At 71.5% G+C, this 13,131-nt stretch carries 12 protein-coding genes; 8 read left to right on the top strand and 4 right to left on the bottom strand.

The window, feature by feature from the left end; translation table 11 throughout:
• Positions 1 to 100 precede the first annotated feature (100 nt).
• Both CQ044_RS07630 and CQ044_RS07625 read left to right on the top strand, forming a co-directional pair.
• A complete protein-coding gene (locus CQ044_RS07630) occupies positions 101 to 1,405 on the top strand; it encodes an FAD-dependent oxidoreductase (RefSeq protein WP_105687912.1) in 1,305 nt (434 codons plus the stop codon).
• Between the two features lie 21 nt (positions 1,406 to 1,426).
• Complete coding sequence (locus CQ044_RS07625; RefSeq protein ID WP_105687911.1) at positions 1,427 to 1,837, top strand: arsenate reductase ArsC; 411 nt, start codon at positions 1,427 to 1,429, stop codon at positions 1,835 to 1,837.
• Positions 1,838 to 1,866: 29 nt separating this feature from the next.
• On the opposite strand, the gene CQ044_RS07620 is transcribed toward CQ044_RS07625, so the two are convergent.
• From CQ044_RS07620 to CQ044_RS07605, 4 genes are all read right to left on the bottom strand, one after another.
• Entirely contained in the window at positions 1,867 to 2,340 is a 474-nt protein-coding gene (locus CQ044_RS07620) for a DUF3237 domain-containing protein (RefSeq protein ID WP_105687910.1), read from the bottom strand.
• A complete protein-coding gene (locus CQ044_RS07615; RefSeq protein ID WP_105687909.1) occupies positions 2,337 to 2,834 on the bottom strand; it encodes a MarR family winged helix-turn-helix transcriptional regulator in 498 nt (165 codons plus the stop codon). The genes CQ044_RS07620 and CQ044_RS07615 overlap by 4 nt, the downstream gene beginning before the upstream one ends.
• Positions 2,831 to 4,135 carry a flavin-dependent oxidoreductase gene (locus tag CQ044_RS07610; RefSeq protein WP_105687908.1) on the bottom strand — a complete coding sequence of 435 codons (1,305 nt, stop codon included), beginning with the start codon at positions 4,133 to 4,135 and terminating at the stop codon, positions 2,831 to 2,833. Before CQ044_RS07610 ends, CQ044_RS07615 begins: the two co-directional genes overlap by 4 nt.
• 240 nt (positions 4,136 to 4,375) lie before the next feature.
• Complete coding sequence (locus tag CQ044_RS07605) at positions 4,376 to 5,062, bottom strand: TetR/AcrR family transcriptional regulator (protein ID WP_219844933.1); 687 nt, start codon at positions 5,060 to 5,062, stop codon at positions 4,376 to 4,378.
• Positions 5,063 to 5,203: 141 nt separating this feature from the next.
• Here CQ044_RS07605 and CQ044_RS07600 point away from each other — a divergent pair, with 141 nt between their 5' ends.
• The 6 genes from CQ044_RS07600 to CQ044_RS07575 all read left to right on the top strand — a co-directional run bounded on the left by CQ044_RS07600 (position 5,204) and on the right by CQ044_RS07575 (position 13,036).
• Positions 5,204 to 6,943, top strand: a complete 1,740-nt coding sequence (locus CQ044_RS07600; RefSeq protein ID WP_258133197.1) for an amidohydrolase — start codon at positions 5,204 to 5,206, stop codon at positions 6,941 to 6,943.
• Positions 6,940 to 8,607 carry an ABC transporter substrate-binding protein gene (locus tag CQ044_RS07595; protein ID WP_105687905.1) on the top strand — a complete coding sequence of 556 codons (1,668 nt, stop codon included), beginning with the start codon at positions 6,940 to 6,942 and terminating at the stop codon, positions 8,605 to 8,607. Before CQ044_RS07600 ends, CQ044_RS07595 begins: the two co-directional genes overlap by 4 nt.
• 49 nt (positions 8,608 to 8,656) lie before the next feature.
• A complete protein-coding gene (locus CQ044_RS07590) occupies positions 8,657 to 9,613 on the top strand; it encodes an ABC transporter permease (RefSeq protein WP_105687904.1) in 957 nt (318 codons plus the stop codon).
• On the top strand, positions 9,610 to 10,476 hold the full coding sequence (locus tag CQ044_RS07585) for an ABC transporter permease (protein WP_105687903.1): 867 nt from the start codon (positions 9,610 to 9,612) through the stop codon (positions 10,474 to 10,476). Before CQ044_RS07590 ends, CQ044_RS07585 begins: the two co-directional genes overlap by 4 nt.
• Positions 10,473 to 12,155: an ABC transporter ATP-binding protein gene (locus tag CQ044_RS07580; RefSeq protein WP_105687902.1), complete on the top strand. Its 1,683-nt coding sequence runs from the start codon at positions 10,473 to 10,475 to the stop codon at positions 12,153 to 12,155. Before CQ044_RS07585 ends, CQ044_RS07580 begins: the two co-directional genes overlap by 4 nt.
• Before the next feature lie 257 nt (positions 12,156 to 12,412).
• Complete coding sequence (locus tag CQ044_RS07575; protein ID WP_105687901.1) at positions 12,413 to 13,036, top strand: histidine phosphatase family protein; 624 nt, start codon at positions 12,413 to 12,415, stop codon at positions 13,034 to 13,036.
• Positions 13,037 to 13,131 lie beyond the last annotated feature (95 nt).

Raw genomic sequence — 13,131 nt, 5'->3', positions numbered from 1 at the left:
GCGCCCATCCTTCCACGTATTGACATTCATCGATAGATGATGGACGGTAGTCGCATTGAAGTCTTTCAATCTGAGACTGCTGCCGATCCGAGGAGCACCGATGTCCGACCTGCCCGTCGTCGTCGTGGGCGCAGGCCCCCAGGGCCTCGCCGCCGCCGCCCATCTCGTCGAGCGCGGACAGGACGTGGTCGTCCTGGAACGCGGGGAGAGCGCGGCCGCGGCTGTCTCGGAATGGGGGCACGTGCGACTCTTCTCAGGATGGCCGGAGCTGGTCGACGCCGCAGCACAACGCCTCCTCGAGGGAACCGGCTGGATCGCTCCTGCCGAGGGGTACCCGACCGGCCGCGAATGGGTCGACCTCTACCTCGCTCCCCTCGCCACGGCTCTGGGCGACCACGTCCGCACCAGCACGACGGTGACCGGCATCGCCCGAGCCGGGCGCGATCGGGTCGTCGATTCTGGTCGCCGCGACGCCGTGTTCACCGTGCACACCGTCGGCGCGGACGGACGGGAGGGACGCATCGCCGCGCGGGCCGTCCTCGACGCATCCGGCACCTGGGCGACACCGGGTCCGGCCGGTGCCGACGGCCTTTCGGCGCTCGGCGAGCGCGCAGCCGGCGACCGGATCTCCTACCGGATCCCGGACGACGTGTCGGCGCTCGCGGGGACGCACGTGCTCGTCGTGGGTGCAGGCAACTCCGCCGCGCACGCCGTGCTGCGACTCACCGAACTGGCCCGCACGGAACCGGAGACGAGGGTCACCTGGGTGCTCCGGCGCGGCGGAGTGGGTTCCGTGTTCGGCGGCGGCGACGGCGACGGCCTGCCCCAGCGCGCCGCTCTCGGCGTCCGCGCACGACGCGCGATGGAGAAGGGCCTCGTCGACGTGGTCACCGCATTCCGCGTGGCAGAACTCCGCGCGGACGCGGACGCGGACGGCGTCACGGCCGTGGCGGGCGACGGGCGCGAGATCCCCGGCATCGCCCACGTCTTCGCCCTGACCGGCTTCCGCCCCGACACGTCCTTCCTGTCCGAGCTGCGGATCGACCTCGACCCCGCCCTGGAGGCGGTGGCGGGCATCGCCGCCGAGATCGACCCGAACATCCACTCCTGCGGATCCGTCGGCGCGACCGGCGCACGCGAGCTGGTCCAGCCGGAACCCGGGTTCTTCATCGTCGGAGCGAAGAGCTACGGCCGCGCGCCGACCTTCCTCGCGCTCACCGGCTACGAGCAGGTGCGCAGCGTCGCCGCACACCTTGCCGGCGATCACGAGGCCGCGGCCCTCAACGAACTGGCCCTCCCGAGTACCGGCGTATGCGGAGGATCCGGCGACTTCGACGCGGCCGGCGAAAGCTGCTGCGCCGCCCCCGTCCTGCAGATCGGCGCCCGCCCGGTCGTCGTAGGCTGATCCCGGAACGAGGAGAGACGCATGACCGCCGAAGCCACCCCCGCCGTGCTGTTCGTCTGCGTGCACAACGCGGGCCGTTCCCAGATGGCCGCGGGCTTCCTGCGCGAGATCGCGGGCGACCGCATCGAGGTCCGCTCCGCCGGGTCGCTGCCCGCCGAGCAGATCAACCCCGTCGCCGTCGCCGCGATGGCCGAGCTGGGCATCGATATCGCCGCGGAGCAGCCCAAGGTCCTCACCACCGAGGCGGTACAGGACTCCGACGTCGTCATCACGATGGGCTGCGGCGACGCGTGCCCGTTCTTCCCCGGCAAGCGCTACGAGGACTGGGCGCTCGACGACCCGGCGGGCCAGGGCATCGAGGCCGTGCGGCCGATCCGCGACGAGATCCGCCGGCGGATCCAGCAGCTCGTCGGCGAGCTCCTGCCCGCCTGAGGCAGTCTCCCGACGGCGCGATCGGCGCCTCAGACGATCCGGTGCACCCGGTAGCGGACCTCTGATCCGTCCCGCCGGCACACGGCGACGAACAGGGTGCCCTGCAGCTCGGCGAACTCGGGAGCGGCCGCCTCGACCTCGAAGGTCGTCCGGAAGTAATAAGCGCCCGGATCCACCGGCTGGCCGCGCCCCAGCCGTGCGAGGACCTCGGCCGCCCCGCGGCGCACCCCGCGCGTGCGGATGAGCAGAGGCCCCGCGGCGGCGACGGCAGAGTACTCCGCGTCGATGCCGATCGTGCCGTCGGAGGCGATGAGCTGCCGGTCGGATCCACCGGCCAGGATCTCGGCCTCCAGAGAGCCGGTGATCCGGCCGCCGAGGATCGGCACCACGCGGCGGTGGCCGGCGGAGGTGATGCCATGATCCCGAGGGGGACCGACCTGCACCGTGACCTCGAACGCCGGCTCGAGCCGGGGCTCCGGAAGCTCTGCGAACAGGTCGCTCATCGCGTTGACCCTCGCAGCGCGGCGGCGAGCTTCTCCAGAGCCGGGACCGCGGCCGTCACGGCCTCGCGATCGGCAGGATCCAGGGTCTCCAGCGCGTCCCGGAGGAGCTCCCCCGCGGCCTGATCGAAGCGGCCGAAGAGGTCGAGAGCACGCGGCGACAGGACGACGACGACACGGCGGCCGTCGCCGTCGGCCCTGCGCCGCTCGACGAGGCCGTCGGCCTCCATCGCACCGAGCAGGTTGCTGACCGTGGAACGGTTCAGGTGCAGCGCCTCCGCGAGCTCGGCAGGACCGCGCTCCGCGCTGCCCGAAGACGGCAGCAGCGCACGCACGACCTCGATCTGGGCGTCGGGGATGTCGGGCAGCTCGCCGCGCTCGCGCGCCGCGGCCAGCAGGGTGCGCCGCAATGGGGAGATGACCGCGGCGAGGCGGTTCTCGGCGTCGCCCGCGGAGTCAGCAGCCGGCGCGGATCCGGCCGAGGCGCGGCCGCTCACGCCGGACCCCCGACGCTGAGCGAGGCGCGCTCATTGAGGATCGACGGCGCGAAGCCCGCGGCGCGCTTGTAGGCGTTCGCGATCTCCTCGCGCTCGCTCCGCGGGATCACGTCGTCGATGCGCGCGAAGCCCTGCGGGGCGCGCTCGGCCGCGAGCAGCATGACCCGCTCCGGACCGGTCGCCCTGGTGCCCGCCAGCAGCGCGGTCATCGCGGGGCGGCGCGCGTCCTCGTAGCCGGCGAGCGCCGCGTCGATCGCCGCGCCCTCCGCCGTACGGTCCGCCGCAGCCCCCGCATCGACGGCAGCTCCGGCCCGCGTCGCCGTGCCGAGGTGGAACGCGAGGGTGCGCGCGTCGAGGATGGCCTGGGATCCGCCGTTCGAGCCGTTCGGATACATCGCGTGCGCGGCATCGCCGATGAGCGTGGTGCGCCCGAACGTCCACTGCGGCAGCGCATCGCGGTCGACCATCGGATACTCCAGGATCTCCTCCGCGTTCGCGATGATCGCGGGCACGTCCAGGCCCTCGAACCTCCAGTCCGCGAAGAGCTCCGCGATCGGACCCGGATCCACGGCGCGGTTCCAGTCCGCATCGGGGTGACCGATCCCGCGCCGCTCGGCGATGAAGTTCAGCCGCTGACGCCCGTCCTCAGGAGCCCCCAGCGGGTACGCGACGAACTTCTGGTCGCCGTCGCCCGCCATGATCATCGTGCGCCCGTCGACGAGCACGGGCGCCTCGGCCACCCCGCGCCAGAGCGTCAGCCCGCTCCACGGCGGAGCCCCCTCGGCGGGATAGCGGAGCGCACGCAGCGCGGAGTGGATCCCATCCGCTCCGATCACCAGGTCGTAGGTCGCGGTGGTCTCGCCGTCCGCCGTCGCGAAGCGCGCCGTCTCGGATCCGTCGTCCTCGCCCTGCACATCCACGAGGCGATGGCCGAGCCGGATCACGTCGCCGAGGCGCTCCACGACCGCGTCGCGCAGGGCGAGCTGCAGGCGACCGCGGTGCACGGAGAGCTGCGGCCAGCGGTAGCCGGCGGCGAGCCCGCGGGGCTCGCTCCAGATGTGCTGGCCGAAGCGGTTCATGTAGACGAGGGTCTCTGGAGCGACGCCGAGCGCCTCTACGCGGTCGCGCAGTCCGAGCTCGGTGAGCTCACGGATCGCGTGCGGGAGCAGATTGAGGCCGACCCCCAGACCGCGGATCCGGTCCGTCCGCTCGTGCACCGTGATGTCGCGGAAGCCCGCGGCCTCCAGGCTGAGCGCGGTGGCGAGTCCGCCGATCCCCGCGCCGATGATTCCGATCCGCATCGATCTGCTCCTGTCCTCGGCATCCTCGCCGTCGGAAACTAGTTTTGTCACAAAATTATCCCCGACGCAAGCCTCTTTCTCGGCCCGTGGCGGTGGAGTCCCGGATTCTCCCGTCGCAGAAGCTGCCGTTCTGGCAACCGGAAAGCGGCAACTTTTGCGACGGGAGCGGTCCTTGGCGACAGCCATCGCGACGGGAACGGATCCGGCGAGGTCACCGGCGCGGACCTGCGGACGACACCGTCAGCGGGCGGCGCGCTCTGCGGATTCCAGGACGAGATCGACCCCGAGGAAGAACAGATCGCGGTCGCGCAGCGAGGCGAGCGCGACCGTGTGCGCGGCGATGCGGGGGTGGCTGCGCGGATCCGCGAGCGGCGGCTCGTCGAACCACGGGCCGTCGAGGTCCCCGTCGCCGCGGTCGGCTCTGGCCCGGGCGATGCCCGCCGCGGTCGACAGCACGTGCGAGGCCATCAGCGCATAGTGGCGCACGACGCCGGCCTCATCCAGGCCTGCGGTGGTGAACGCCTCCAGCATGAGTTCGATCGCGCCGAGCTCGCCGGGGCCGTGCGTGGTGAGCGTGGTGGCCTCCGCACCGACCGCGGGGTACTGCGAATACAGATCCAGCGTGGCGCGCGCCAGCGCACGCAGGCGTCCCTGCCAGTCCTCGACCGGCAGGTCGACGCTCCGGACGGCGCGCAGCGTGATGTCGTCCAGCAGCGCCCGCATCAGGTCGTCCTTGCTGCGGAAGTGCCGGTAGATCGCGGTCGGATCCGCGCCGAGCCGCGTGCCGAGCTCGCGCACCGAGATCGTCGTCGCACCCGAGGCCGCCAGCTCCAGCCCCGCCGACACGATCACGCCCGCGTCCAGACGCGGGCGCATCGGCACCGCGTCGTCGACATCCCCGCCGCGGCGGGCCCTCTTCGATGGCATATCCCCTCCTGCCTCTATCGTGCCACGCCCGCAACGTGCTGTCATCGCTTTAGTCAACACTGTTGACATCGCCTTTGACTCTGGCTAGCTTTGTCGCATCCCACGGCCGTTCGGCCCTGCTTCAACGACGAAAGGCGGATGATGACGACGCGCGTCTTCCACGGCGGATCGGTATTCACCGGATCCGGATCCCCCCTGCTCGGCCAGGCCGTCATCGTGCGCGACGAGCGCATCGACCGGATCGTGCCCGAGTCCGAGCTGGCCGCGATCATCGGCGCAGAACCCGGCGGATCCGTCGAGCTCATCGACCTGCGCGGCGCCCTGCTGAGCCCCGGCTTCCAGGACGCCCATATCCACGCGGTCGGCGGCGGCGTCGAGCTGCTGCAGTGCGACCTCAGCGGCACCGGAACCGCTGAGGAGGCGGTCGACGCCGTGCGCGCCTACGCCGAAGCGAACCCCGACGAGGAGTGGATCCTCGGGGGCGGCTGGTCGATGGACTGCTTCCCCGGCGGCAACCCGACCCGCGACCTGCTCGACGCCGCGGCCCCCGGACGTCCCGTGCTGCTGGCCAGCCGCGACCACCACAGCATCTGGGCCTCGACCGAGGCGATCGAGCGCGCCGGCATCACGAGCGAGACCGCGGATCCCGCCGACGGCGTGATCATCCGCGAGGCCGACGGCCACCCCGCCGGCACGTTCCACGAGGGCGCCGGCGAGCTCTTCAACACGGCGCGACCTGTGACCGGCGAAGACCTGCGCTACCGCGGCCTGCTCCGCGCCCAGGAGGAGCTCATCGCCCTCGGCATCACGGGCTGGCAGGACGCGATGGTCGGATCGAGCGCGATCGGGGTGCCGGATCCGCTCACGGCCTACGAGCAGGCCCTCGCCGAGGGAACACTCGCGGTGCACGTCACCGGCGCGCAGTGGTGGGAGCGCGACGGCGGCATCGAGCAGGTCGAGCGCATGGTCGCGAAGCGCCACCGCATCGCCGCCCTCGGATCCCCCGAGCGCCTCGAACTCGGCACCACCAAGATCATGGTCGACGGCGTAGCGGAGAACCACACCGCCGCGATGCTCACGCCGTACCGCGACGCGCATGGCCACGACACGCACAACCACGGCCTGAGCTTCATCGATCCGGAGCACCTCCGCGAATACGTGACGGCGCTCGACGCGGCGGGCCAGCAGGTGCACATGCACGCGCTCGGCGACCGCGCGGTGCGCGAGGCGCTCGATGCGCTGCAGGACGCCCGCGACGCGAACGGCCCCACCGACGGCCGCCACCACCTCGCTCACCTGCAGATCGTGGCGGAGGAGGACGTTCCGCGGTTCGCGGAGCTCGGCGCGATCGCGAACCTCCAGGCCCTCTGGGCCACGCACGAGGACCAGCTCGACGAGCTCACCCTGCCGTACCTGCAGGAAGGCCAGGAGGCGCGGCAGTATCCGTTCGGCGACTTCGTGCGCGCGGGCGTTCGCCTCGCGGCCGGCAGCGACTGGCCGGTGTCCAGCGCCTCCCCGGTCGACGCGCTCCACATCGCCGTCAACCGCACGACCCCGGGATCCGACCGGGAGCCCCTGGCGGGTGCGCACCAGCGCCTCGACCTCGCGACCGCGATGGCCGCGTACACCTCCGGTTCCGCCTACGTGAACCACCGCGACCACGACACCGGAACCATCGCCCCCGGCTTCCGCGCCGACCTCGTCGTGCTGGATCCGTCGCCCTTCGACCTGCCGGTCGAGGAGATCTTCCGCAGCCGCGTCGTGCAGACCTGGATCGACGGACGCCGGGTGTACGCCGCCGAGAGCGCCCTCGCCACCGCGGAGGCCGCACCCACGACCGAGAGCACCGCCCGCACCGAGCTCGAAGGAGAGCTGTCATGACCCGAACCCGCCTCCCCCGCGTCCGCGCCCGTCGCCGGTCCGCCGTCGCCGTCGGCGCCGCGGTGCTGATCGCCGCGACCTCCCTGACGGCCTGCTCCGGCAGCGCGAGCGGCACCTCCACCGGATCCGCCGGGTCCGACTGGAAGCTGACCACGAAGACCGCCGCCGCCACCGGCGACCTCGACTCCTACTCCTTCGCGCTCTACGCCGAGCCCGCGACGCTCGACTACGCGTACGCGTTCGACTACCCCGACAACCAGGTGCTCGCCAACGTGTGCGAGTCGCTGCTGCGACTGAACCCCGACTACTCGCTGAGCCCGGGACTCGCGAAGTCCTTCTCGAACCCCGATCCGCTCACCTGGGTGTACGAGCTGCGCGACGGCGTGACGTTCCACGACGGCACCCCGCTGACCGCCGCCGACGCGGTCGCCTCGATGCAGCGGATCATGGACCCCGCGGTCGGATCCGCCTGGTTCTCCGTCTATCAGAACGTCGAATCGATCACGCAGACCGGGCCGATGGAGGTCACGGTCAAGACGAAGATCCCCGACTCCCAGTTCAACCTGGGGATGGGCGGATCCGCCGGCGTCATCGAATCGGCCGCCACGCTGGCCGCGAAGGGCAAGGACTACGGCAACTCGACCGGCGGGGTGAACTGCACCGGCCCGTTCCAGCTCCAGCAGTGGAAGTCCGGCGAATCGCTCACACTCACCCGCTACGACGGCTACTGGGACAAGGACCTGCGCGCCAAGTCCGCGAAGATGACGTTCGCGATCATCCCCGACGCCACCGCGCGCGTGAACGCGCTGAAGTCCGGAAACGTCGACGGATCCTGGATGATCCCTCTCGAGGCCGCCTCGCAGCTGCAGGCCTCGGGCAAGGGCGACGTCCTGTACGCGCCGTCGAGCGCGACGAGCAACCTCGTCGTGAGCGACATGAAGGGCACGCTGGGCGACAAGCGCGTGCGTCAGGCGCTCATGCTGGCCCTCGACCGCAAGGGCATCCTCAAGGCCGCCTCGCAGAACATCGGCGAGGTCAGCGACGTGCTGACCACGAAGCTGGTGTGGGGATCCGCCTCCGACGCAGCGACCAAGACGGCGTTCGACGACGTCACGCACTACCAGCAGGACCTCGCGAAGGCGAAGAAGCTCGTCGAGGAGGCCGGCGCGACGGGCAAGGAGCTCGTCTACGTGACCGCCCCGATCGGCAACGACTTCTCCGTCGTCTCCCAGGCCACTCTGGCCGCCGCGCAGTCGATCGGCCTGAAGCTGACCATCAAGACGGTGACCCCCGCGCAGTACACGGCGCTGTTCAGCGACCCGAGCGCCAGGGAGGGCGTGGATCTGTTCTACACGGTCTGGTACCTCTCCAGCCCCGATGCCCTCGAGATGTACGGCGTGCTGCGCACCGGCGACTTCAGCAACTACGGCGGCTGGAGCGACAAGGAGTTCGACGACACCGTCAACAAGGCCGTCGGCACGTTCGACCCGGCCGAGCGCAGCGCGCTCACCGCGAAGGCGCAGCAGATCGCGAACGAGGAGCTGCCCTGGCTGCCGCTCGCCGCGGGCCCGCTGCCGCTGTTCCTGGGCAAGCGCATCACGGGACTGCAGCCGTCGATGGCGTTCCTGTACTACCCGTGGGCCGCCCAGATCGGCAAGCGATGAGTCCGGCTCGCGCTGAGCGCAGCGCCGAGAACAGGACAGCACGGATCCGATGAGCACCGTTCGTCGCGTCGCGGGGAAGCTGGGCGGGCTCCTGCTCACCCTCTTCCTCGCCTCGCTCCTCGTCTTCTTCTCCCGCTTCCTCGTGCCGGGCGACCCGATCCGGTTCCTCCTGCGCGGGCGCAAGCCCTCGCCCGAGGCGATCGTCGAGGTCACCGCCCAGTACGGCCTGGACCTGCCGCCGTGGCAGCAGTACCTGCGCTGGATCGGGGGCGTCCTGCACGGCGACTTCGGCCGCTCGCTGCAGTTCCGGCAGGACGTCACGACCGTGCTCGGCGACCGCCTGCCGGTCACCCTCATGCTGGTCGTGATGGCCGGGGCGATCATCGCCGTCGTCGGCCTCGTCGGCGGCGCGGTCGCGGCCCTGAACAAGGGACGCGCGGCGGACCGCGGCATCCTCATCGGCCTCACCGTGCTCGGTGCGATCCCGTCGTTCGTCGGATCCATCGTGCTCATCTCGATCTTCTCCGTGCAGCTGGGCTGGTTCCCCTCCTTCGGATCCGGATCCGGACTCTGGGACACGGCGTTCCACCTGGTGCTGCCGTCGATCGCTCTCGCGATCGTGTTCATCGTGCTGGTCGGCAAGGTCACCAGATCCGCGATGGTCGAGCAGCTGAACCGGGAGCACGTCGAGGTCGCCGTCTCGCGCGGCGTCCCGCGGATCGCCGTGGTGCGCCGGCATGTGCTGCGCAATGCGCTCGGCCCGATCCTCACGGTGTCCGGCCCCCTCGTGGCCGGTCTCATCGTCGCGAGCTCGATCGTGGAGCAGGCCTTCGGGCTCTCCGGGATCGGATCCCTGCTGGTCGGCTCGGTCGACCGGCTCGACTTCCCCGTCGTGCAGGCGATCGTCCTGCTCGTGGTCACCGCGTTCGTCCTGGTGAACGCGATCATCGACATCCTCGAACCCTGGATCGACCCCCGATCCGCTGCCGGAGCAGGAGCACGATGACCTCCTCAGCCCCCACCCTCGCCGTGCGCGTGCTGCGCATGCCGAAGAAGATGCGCGGACGCGGCATCGTGATCACGAGCATCGTGGTGCTCGCGATCGTGACGCTCGCCGCGATCCTCGCCCCCTGGGTCTCGCCGTACGATCCCGACGCGGTGGACTTCACCGCGTTCTACGCCCCGCCGTCGGCCGCGCACCTGCTCGGCACCGACTCGCTGGGCCGGGATCTGCTCAGCCGGATCATCTGGGGCGGGCGCACGGCCCTGCTGGGCCCGCTGCTCGTCGTCGTGTTCTCCACGATCCTCGGCATCCTGCTGGGCCTGGTCGCCGGCTGGCGCGGCGGCTGGGTCGACGCCGTGCTGGGCCGCATCTTCGACGTGCTGTTCGCCTTCCCGTCGCTGCTCATCGCGATGATGGCCGTCGCCCTGTTCGGCAAGGGCCTGATCGCGCCGGTGATCGCGATGAGCATCTCGTACGCGCCGTTCGTGGCACGGCTCACCCGCTCGCTCGTGGCGGCGGAGCGCACCCGCCCGTACGTCGCCGCGTACCGCGTGCAGGGCTTCGGCGGCGCGTGGATCGCGCAGCGCAGGGTGCTGCCGAACGTCGCGCCGATCGTGGGCGCGCAGTCGACGCTGAACTTCGGCTACGTGCTCGCCGAGCTCGCAGGACTGTCTTTCCTGGGCCTCGGGGTGCAGGCGCCGACCGCGGACTGGGGCGCGATGATCAACGAAGCCCAGGCCGGCATCGCCGCCGGACAGTTCCTCCCGGCGATCGCGCCCGCCATCGTGGTGGTGCTCGTGGTCATCGCCGTCAACATCGTCGGCGAGGACCTCTCCGACCGCATCGGAGGGGAGATCCCCGCATGACCGGATCCGCAGTTCTCGACACGTCAGCACCGTCGTCCGTGACCGCTCTGCTCGACATCCGCGAGCTCACGCTCGACCTCGCCGACGGCACCCGCCTGCTGCACGGGATCTCGCTGTCCGTCGCGCCCGGCGAGACCGTGGGCCTCGTCGGCGAGTCCGGATCGGGCAAATCGCTCACCGCGCGCACCGTGCTCGGGCTCACTCCCGACCGGGCCGAGATCGGCGGATCCGTCTCGGTGGACGGCCGCTCGCCGCTCGCCCCCGAGACGCTGCGGAGCATCCGCCGGGCCGACGCCGCGATGGTGTTCCAGGACCCGAGGGCCGGCATCAACCCGATGCGCACGATCGGCGATCACCTCACCGAGGCGCTGCGGTTGAACGAGGGCTGGTCCCGGTCGCGGGCCAGGGCTCGCGCCGCCGAGCTGCTCGCGGACGTGCGTCTCCCCTCCCCCGCCGAGCACCTCGACCAGCATCCGCACGAGCTGAGCGGCGGCATGCTGCAGCGCGTCATGATCGCGGGTGCGCTGACGACCTCGCCCCGCCTGCTCGTCTGCGACGAGCCGACCACGGCCCTCGACGTGACCACCCAGGCCGAGATCGTGCAGGTGCTCCGCGAGCTCTGCGCCGAGCGCGGCATGGGCATGCTGTTCATCACGCACGACCTCAACCTCGCCGGATCCCTGTGCGACCGGCTGGTGGTGATGAAGGACGGCGCCGTGGTCGAGGAGGGCCCCGCCCTCGAGGTGCTGCGCGCCCCGCAGGCCGAGTACACCCGCCGCCTCGTCGCCGCGACCCCCCGCCTGACCGGCGACATCGCAGTGATCCCTGACCGCGAGACTGCAACTGGGCGACGAGACAGCGCTCAGGAGCCGCAGTCTCGTCGCGGAGATGGAGTCTCGCGGGAAGGGCGGGAAGTCGAGGTCAGCGGGGTCTCGAAGACGTACCGGGTGCGCGGGCGCGGCGAGGTGCACGCGGTGGCCGATGCCACGCTGCGGATCCCGGCGGGCGGGGCGCTCGCGGTCGTGGGTGAGTCCGGATCCGGCAAGTCCACGCTCGCCCGCATGATCGTCGGGCTGGAGCAGGTCGACACCGGCACGATCCGGATCGGCGGACGCGACGCCGGAAGCGTGCCGAAGAGTCGCGAGGAGCGCCTCGCCCGCGCGAAGAGCGTGCAGATGGTGTTCCAGGATCCGTACCTGTCCCTGGATCCGCGGATCCCCGCCGGGCGGGCCGTCGCCGACGCCCTGCGACTGCACGCGGGACTCGACAAGGCCACGGCGAACGCCCGCGCGCTCGAACTGCTGACGGCCGTCGGCCTCGGCGAGGAGCACGCGGTGGCGCGCCCGAAGACGCTCTCCGGCGGGCAGCGGCAGCGCGTCGCGATCGCCCGTGCGCTCGCGATCGAGCCCGACCTGCTCGTGATGGACGAGGCGACCAGCGCGCTGGACGTCTCGGTGCAGGCGCAGGTGCTGGACCTGGTCGCCGATATCCGCCGCCGCCAGGGCCTCACGCTGCTGTTCATCAGCCACGACCTGGCTGTGGTGCGCAGGGTCTGCGAGCAGACCCTCGTGATGCGCCGCGGGGAGATCGTGGAGCGCGGCGCGACGGCCGAGCTCCTCACGAACCCGCAGCACGAGTACACCCGCCTGCTGCTGGACTCCGTGCCGGTGCCGGCCTGACTGACCGGGCCGGGCTGGCGGGCTGGCTGTGCTGGCCTGAGCGTGCTCAGCCTGGCACTTCAGGGCCGCTCCGTTCGGGGCCTGTCGGTTCGGGGCCTGTCGGTTCGGGGCCGCTCCGTTCGGGGCCGCTCCGTTCAGGGCCGCTCGGTTTGGGGCGTACTTCACGGTTTTGGGGCGCGTCCCATCGCTCAAACACGGCAGGATCCGCCCCAAAACGGCTGGATCCGCCCCAAAGCCGGGCGACCTAGGCTGAAACCATGACGCGGATCTGGGTGGTGCGGCACGGGCAGAGCATGCTGAACGAGGCGGAGCGGATGCAGGGCTGGTCCGATGCGCCGCTCACCGCGCTCGGCCGCGAGCAGGCGACGACTCGAGGGCTCGACCTCGCCGCCGCCGGGATCCAATTCGACGCCGCGTTCTCGGGCGACGGCATCCGGCACCGCGAGACCGCGGCGCGACTGCTCGACGCGTCCGGATCCGAGCTGCAGGCGGAGCCGGATCCGCGCTGGCGAGAGCTGTGCTTCGGGCGGCTCGAGGCGGTGCGCGCCCGCAAGTTCTTCCGGCTCATGCAGGCGCACGCAGCGGCCGACAATCCGTTCATCGCGACGCTGGACGCCCTCGCCGCGAAGGATCCGCTCGCCGAGGCCCCCGCGGACGTCGCCCGGCGCGCGACCGCAGCGCTGCACGACGTCGCCGGCGCCGGATCCGAGGTGCTCGTGGTGACCAGCGGCATCACGATCCTGACCCTGCTGCACGGCCTCGGCGCCGACCTCGAACACCTCGCCACCGGCCCCGCGAACCTGTCGGTCTCCACGGTGCACCGCATCGACGAGGGCTGGCGGGTCGACCGCGTCGCGGATCCGGATCCCGTCGCGGTCTGACGACGAGGTTCCGGCTCGCCCGAGGCCGGTTCGGGGCGCACTCCCACGTTTTGGGGCGCACCACGCCCGCAGAACGTGACGTCACGCGCCCCAAA

The sequence above is a fragment of the Microbacterium sp. MYb64 genome (assembly GCF_002979495.1).
In the GTDB taxonomy this organism is placed as follows: domain Bacteria; phylum Actinomycetota; class Actinomycetes; order Actinomycetales; family Microbacteriaceae; genus Microbacterium; species Microbacterium azadirachtae_A.
This window is presented reverse-complemented; position numbering and strand designations above follow the sequence as displayed.

Excerpts from the sequence above, each read along its gene's own strand:
- CQ044_RS07595 (WP_105687905.1), top strand. The coding sequence starts at position 6,940 with ATGACCCGAACCCGCCTCCCCCGCGTCCGCGCCCGTCGCCGGTCCGCC.
- CQ044_RS07600 (WP_258133197.1), top strand. The coding sequence starts at position 5,204 with ATGACGACGCGCGTCTTCCACGGCGGATCGGTATTCACCGGATCCGGA.
- CQ044_RS07585 (WP_105687903.1), top strand. The coding sequence starts at position 9,610 with ATGACCTCCTCAGCCCCCACCCTCGCCGTGCGCGTGCTGCGCATGCCG.
- CQ044_RS07605 (WP_219844933.1), bottom strand. The coding sequence starts at position 5,062 with ATGCCATCGAAGAGGGCCCGCCGCGGCGGGGATGTCGACGACGCGGTG.
- CQ044_RS07575 (WP_105687901.1), top strand. The coding sequence starts at position 12,413 with ATGACGCGGATCTGGGTGGTGCGGCACGGGCAGAGCATGCTGAACGAG.
- CQ044_RS07580 (WP_105687902.1), top strand. The coding sequence starts at position 10,473 with ATGACCGGATCCGCAGTTCTCGACACGTCAGCACCGTCGTCCGTGACC.
- CQ044_RS07620 (WP_105687910.1), bottom strand. The coding sequence starts at position 2,340 with ATGAGCGACCTGTTCGCAGAGCTTCCGGAGCCCCGGCTCGAGCCGGCG.
- CQ044_RS07630 (WP_105687912.1), top strand. The coding sequence starts at position 101 with ATGTCCGACCTGCCCGTCGTCGTCGTGGGCGCAGGCCCCCAGGGCCTC.
- CQ044_RS07610 (WP_105687908.1), bottom strand. The coding sequence starts at position 4,135 with ATGCGGATCGGAATCATCGGCGCGGGGATCGGCGGACTCGCCACCGCG.
- CQ044_RS07590 (WP_105687904.1), top strand. The coding sequence starts at position 8,657 with ATGAGCACCGTTCGTCGCGTCGCGGGGAAGCTGGGCGGGCTCCTGCTC.
- CQ044_RS07625 (WP_105687911.1), top strand. The coding sequence starts at position 1,427 with ATGACCGCCGAAGCCACCCCCGCCGTGCTGTTCGTCTGCGTGCACAAC.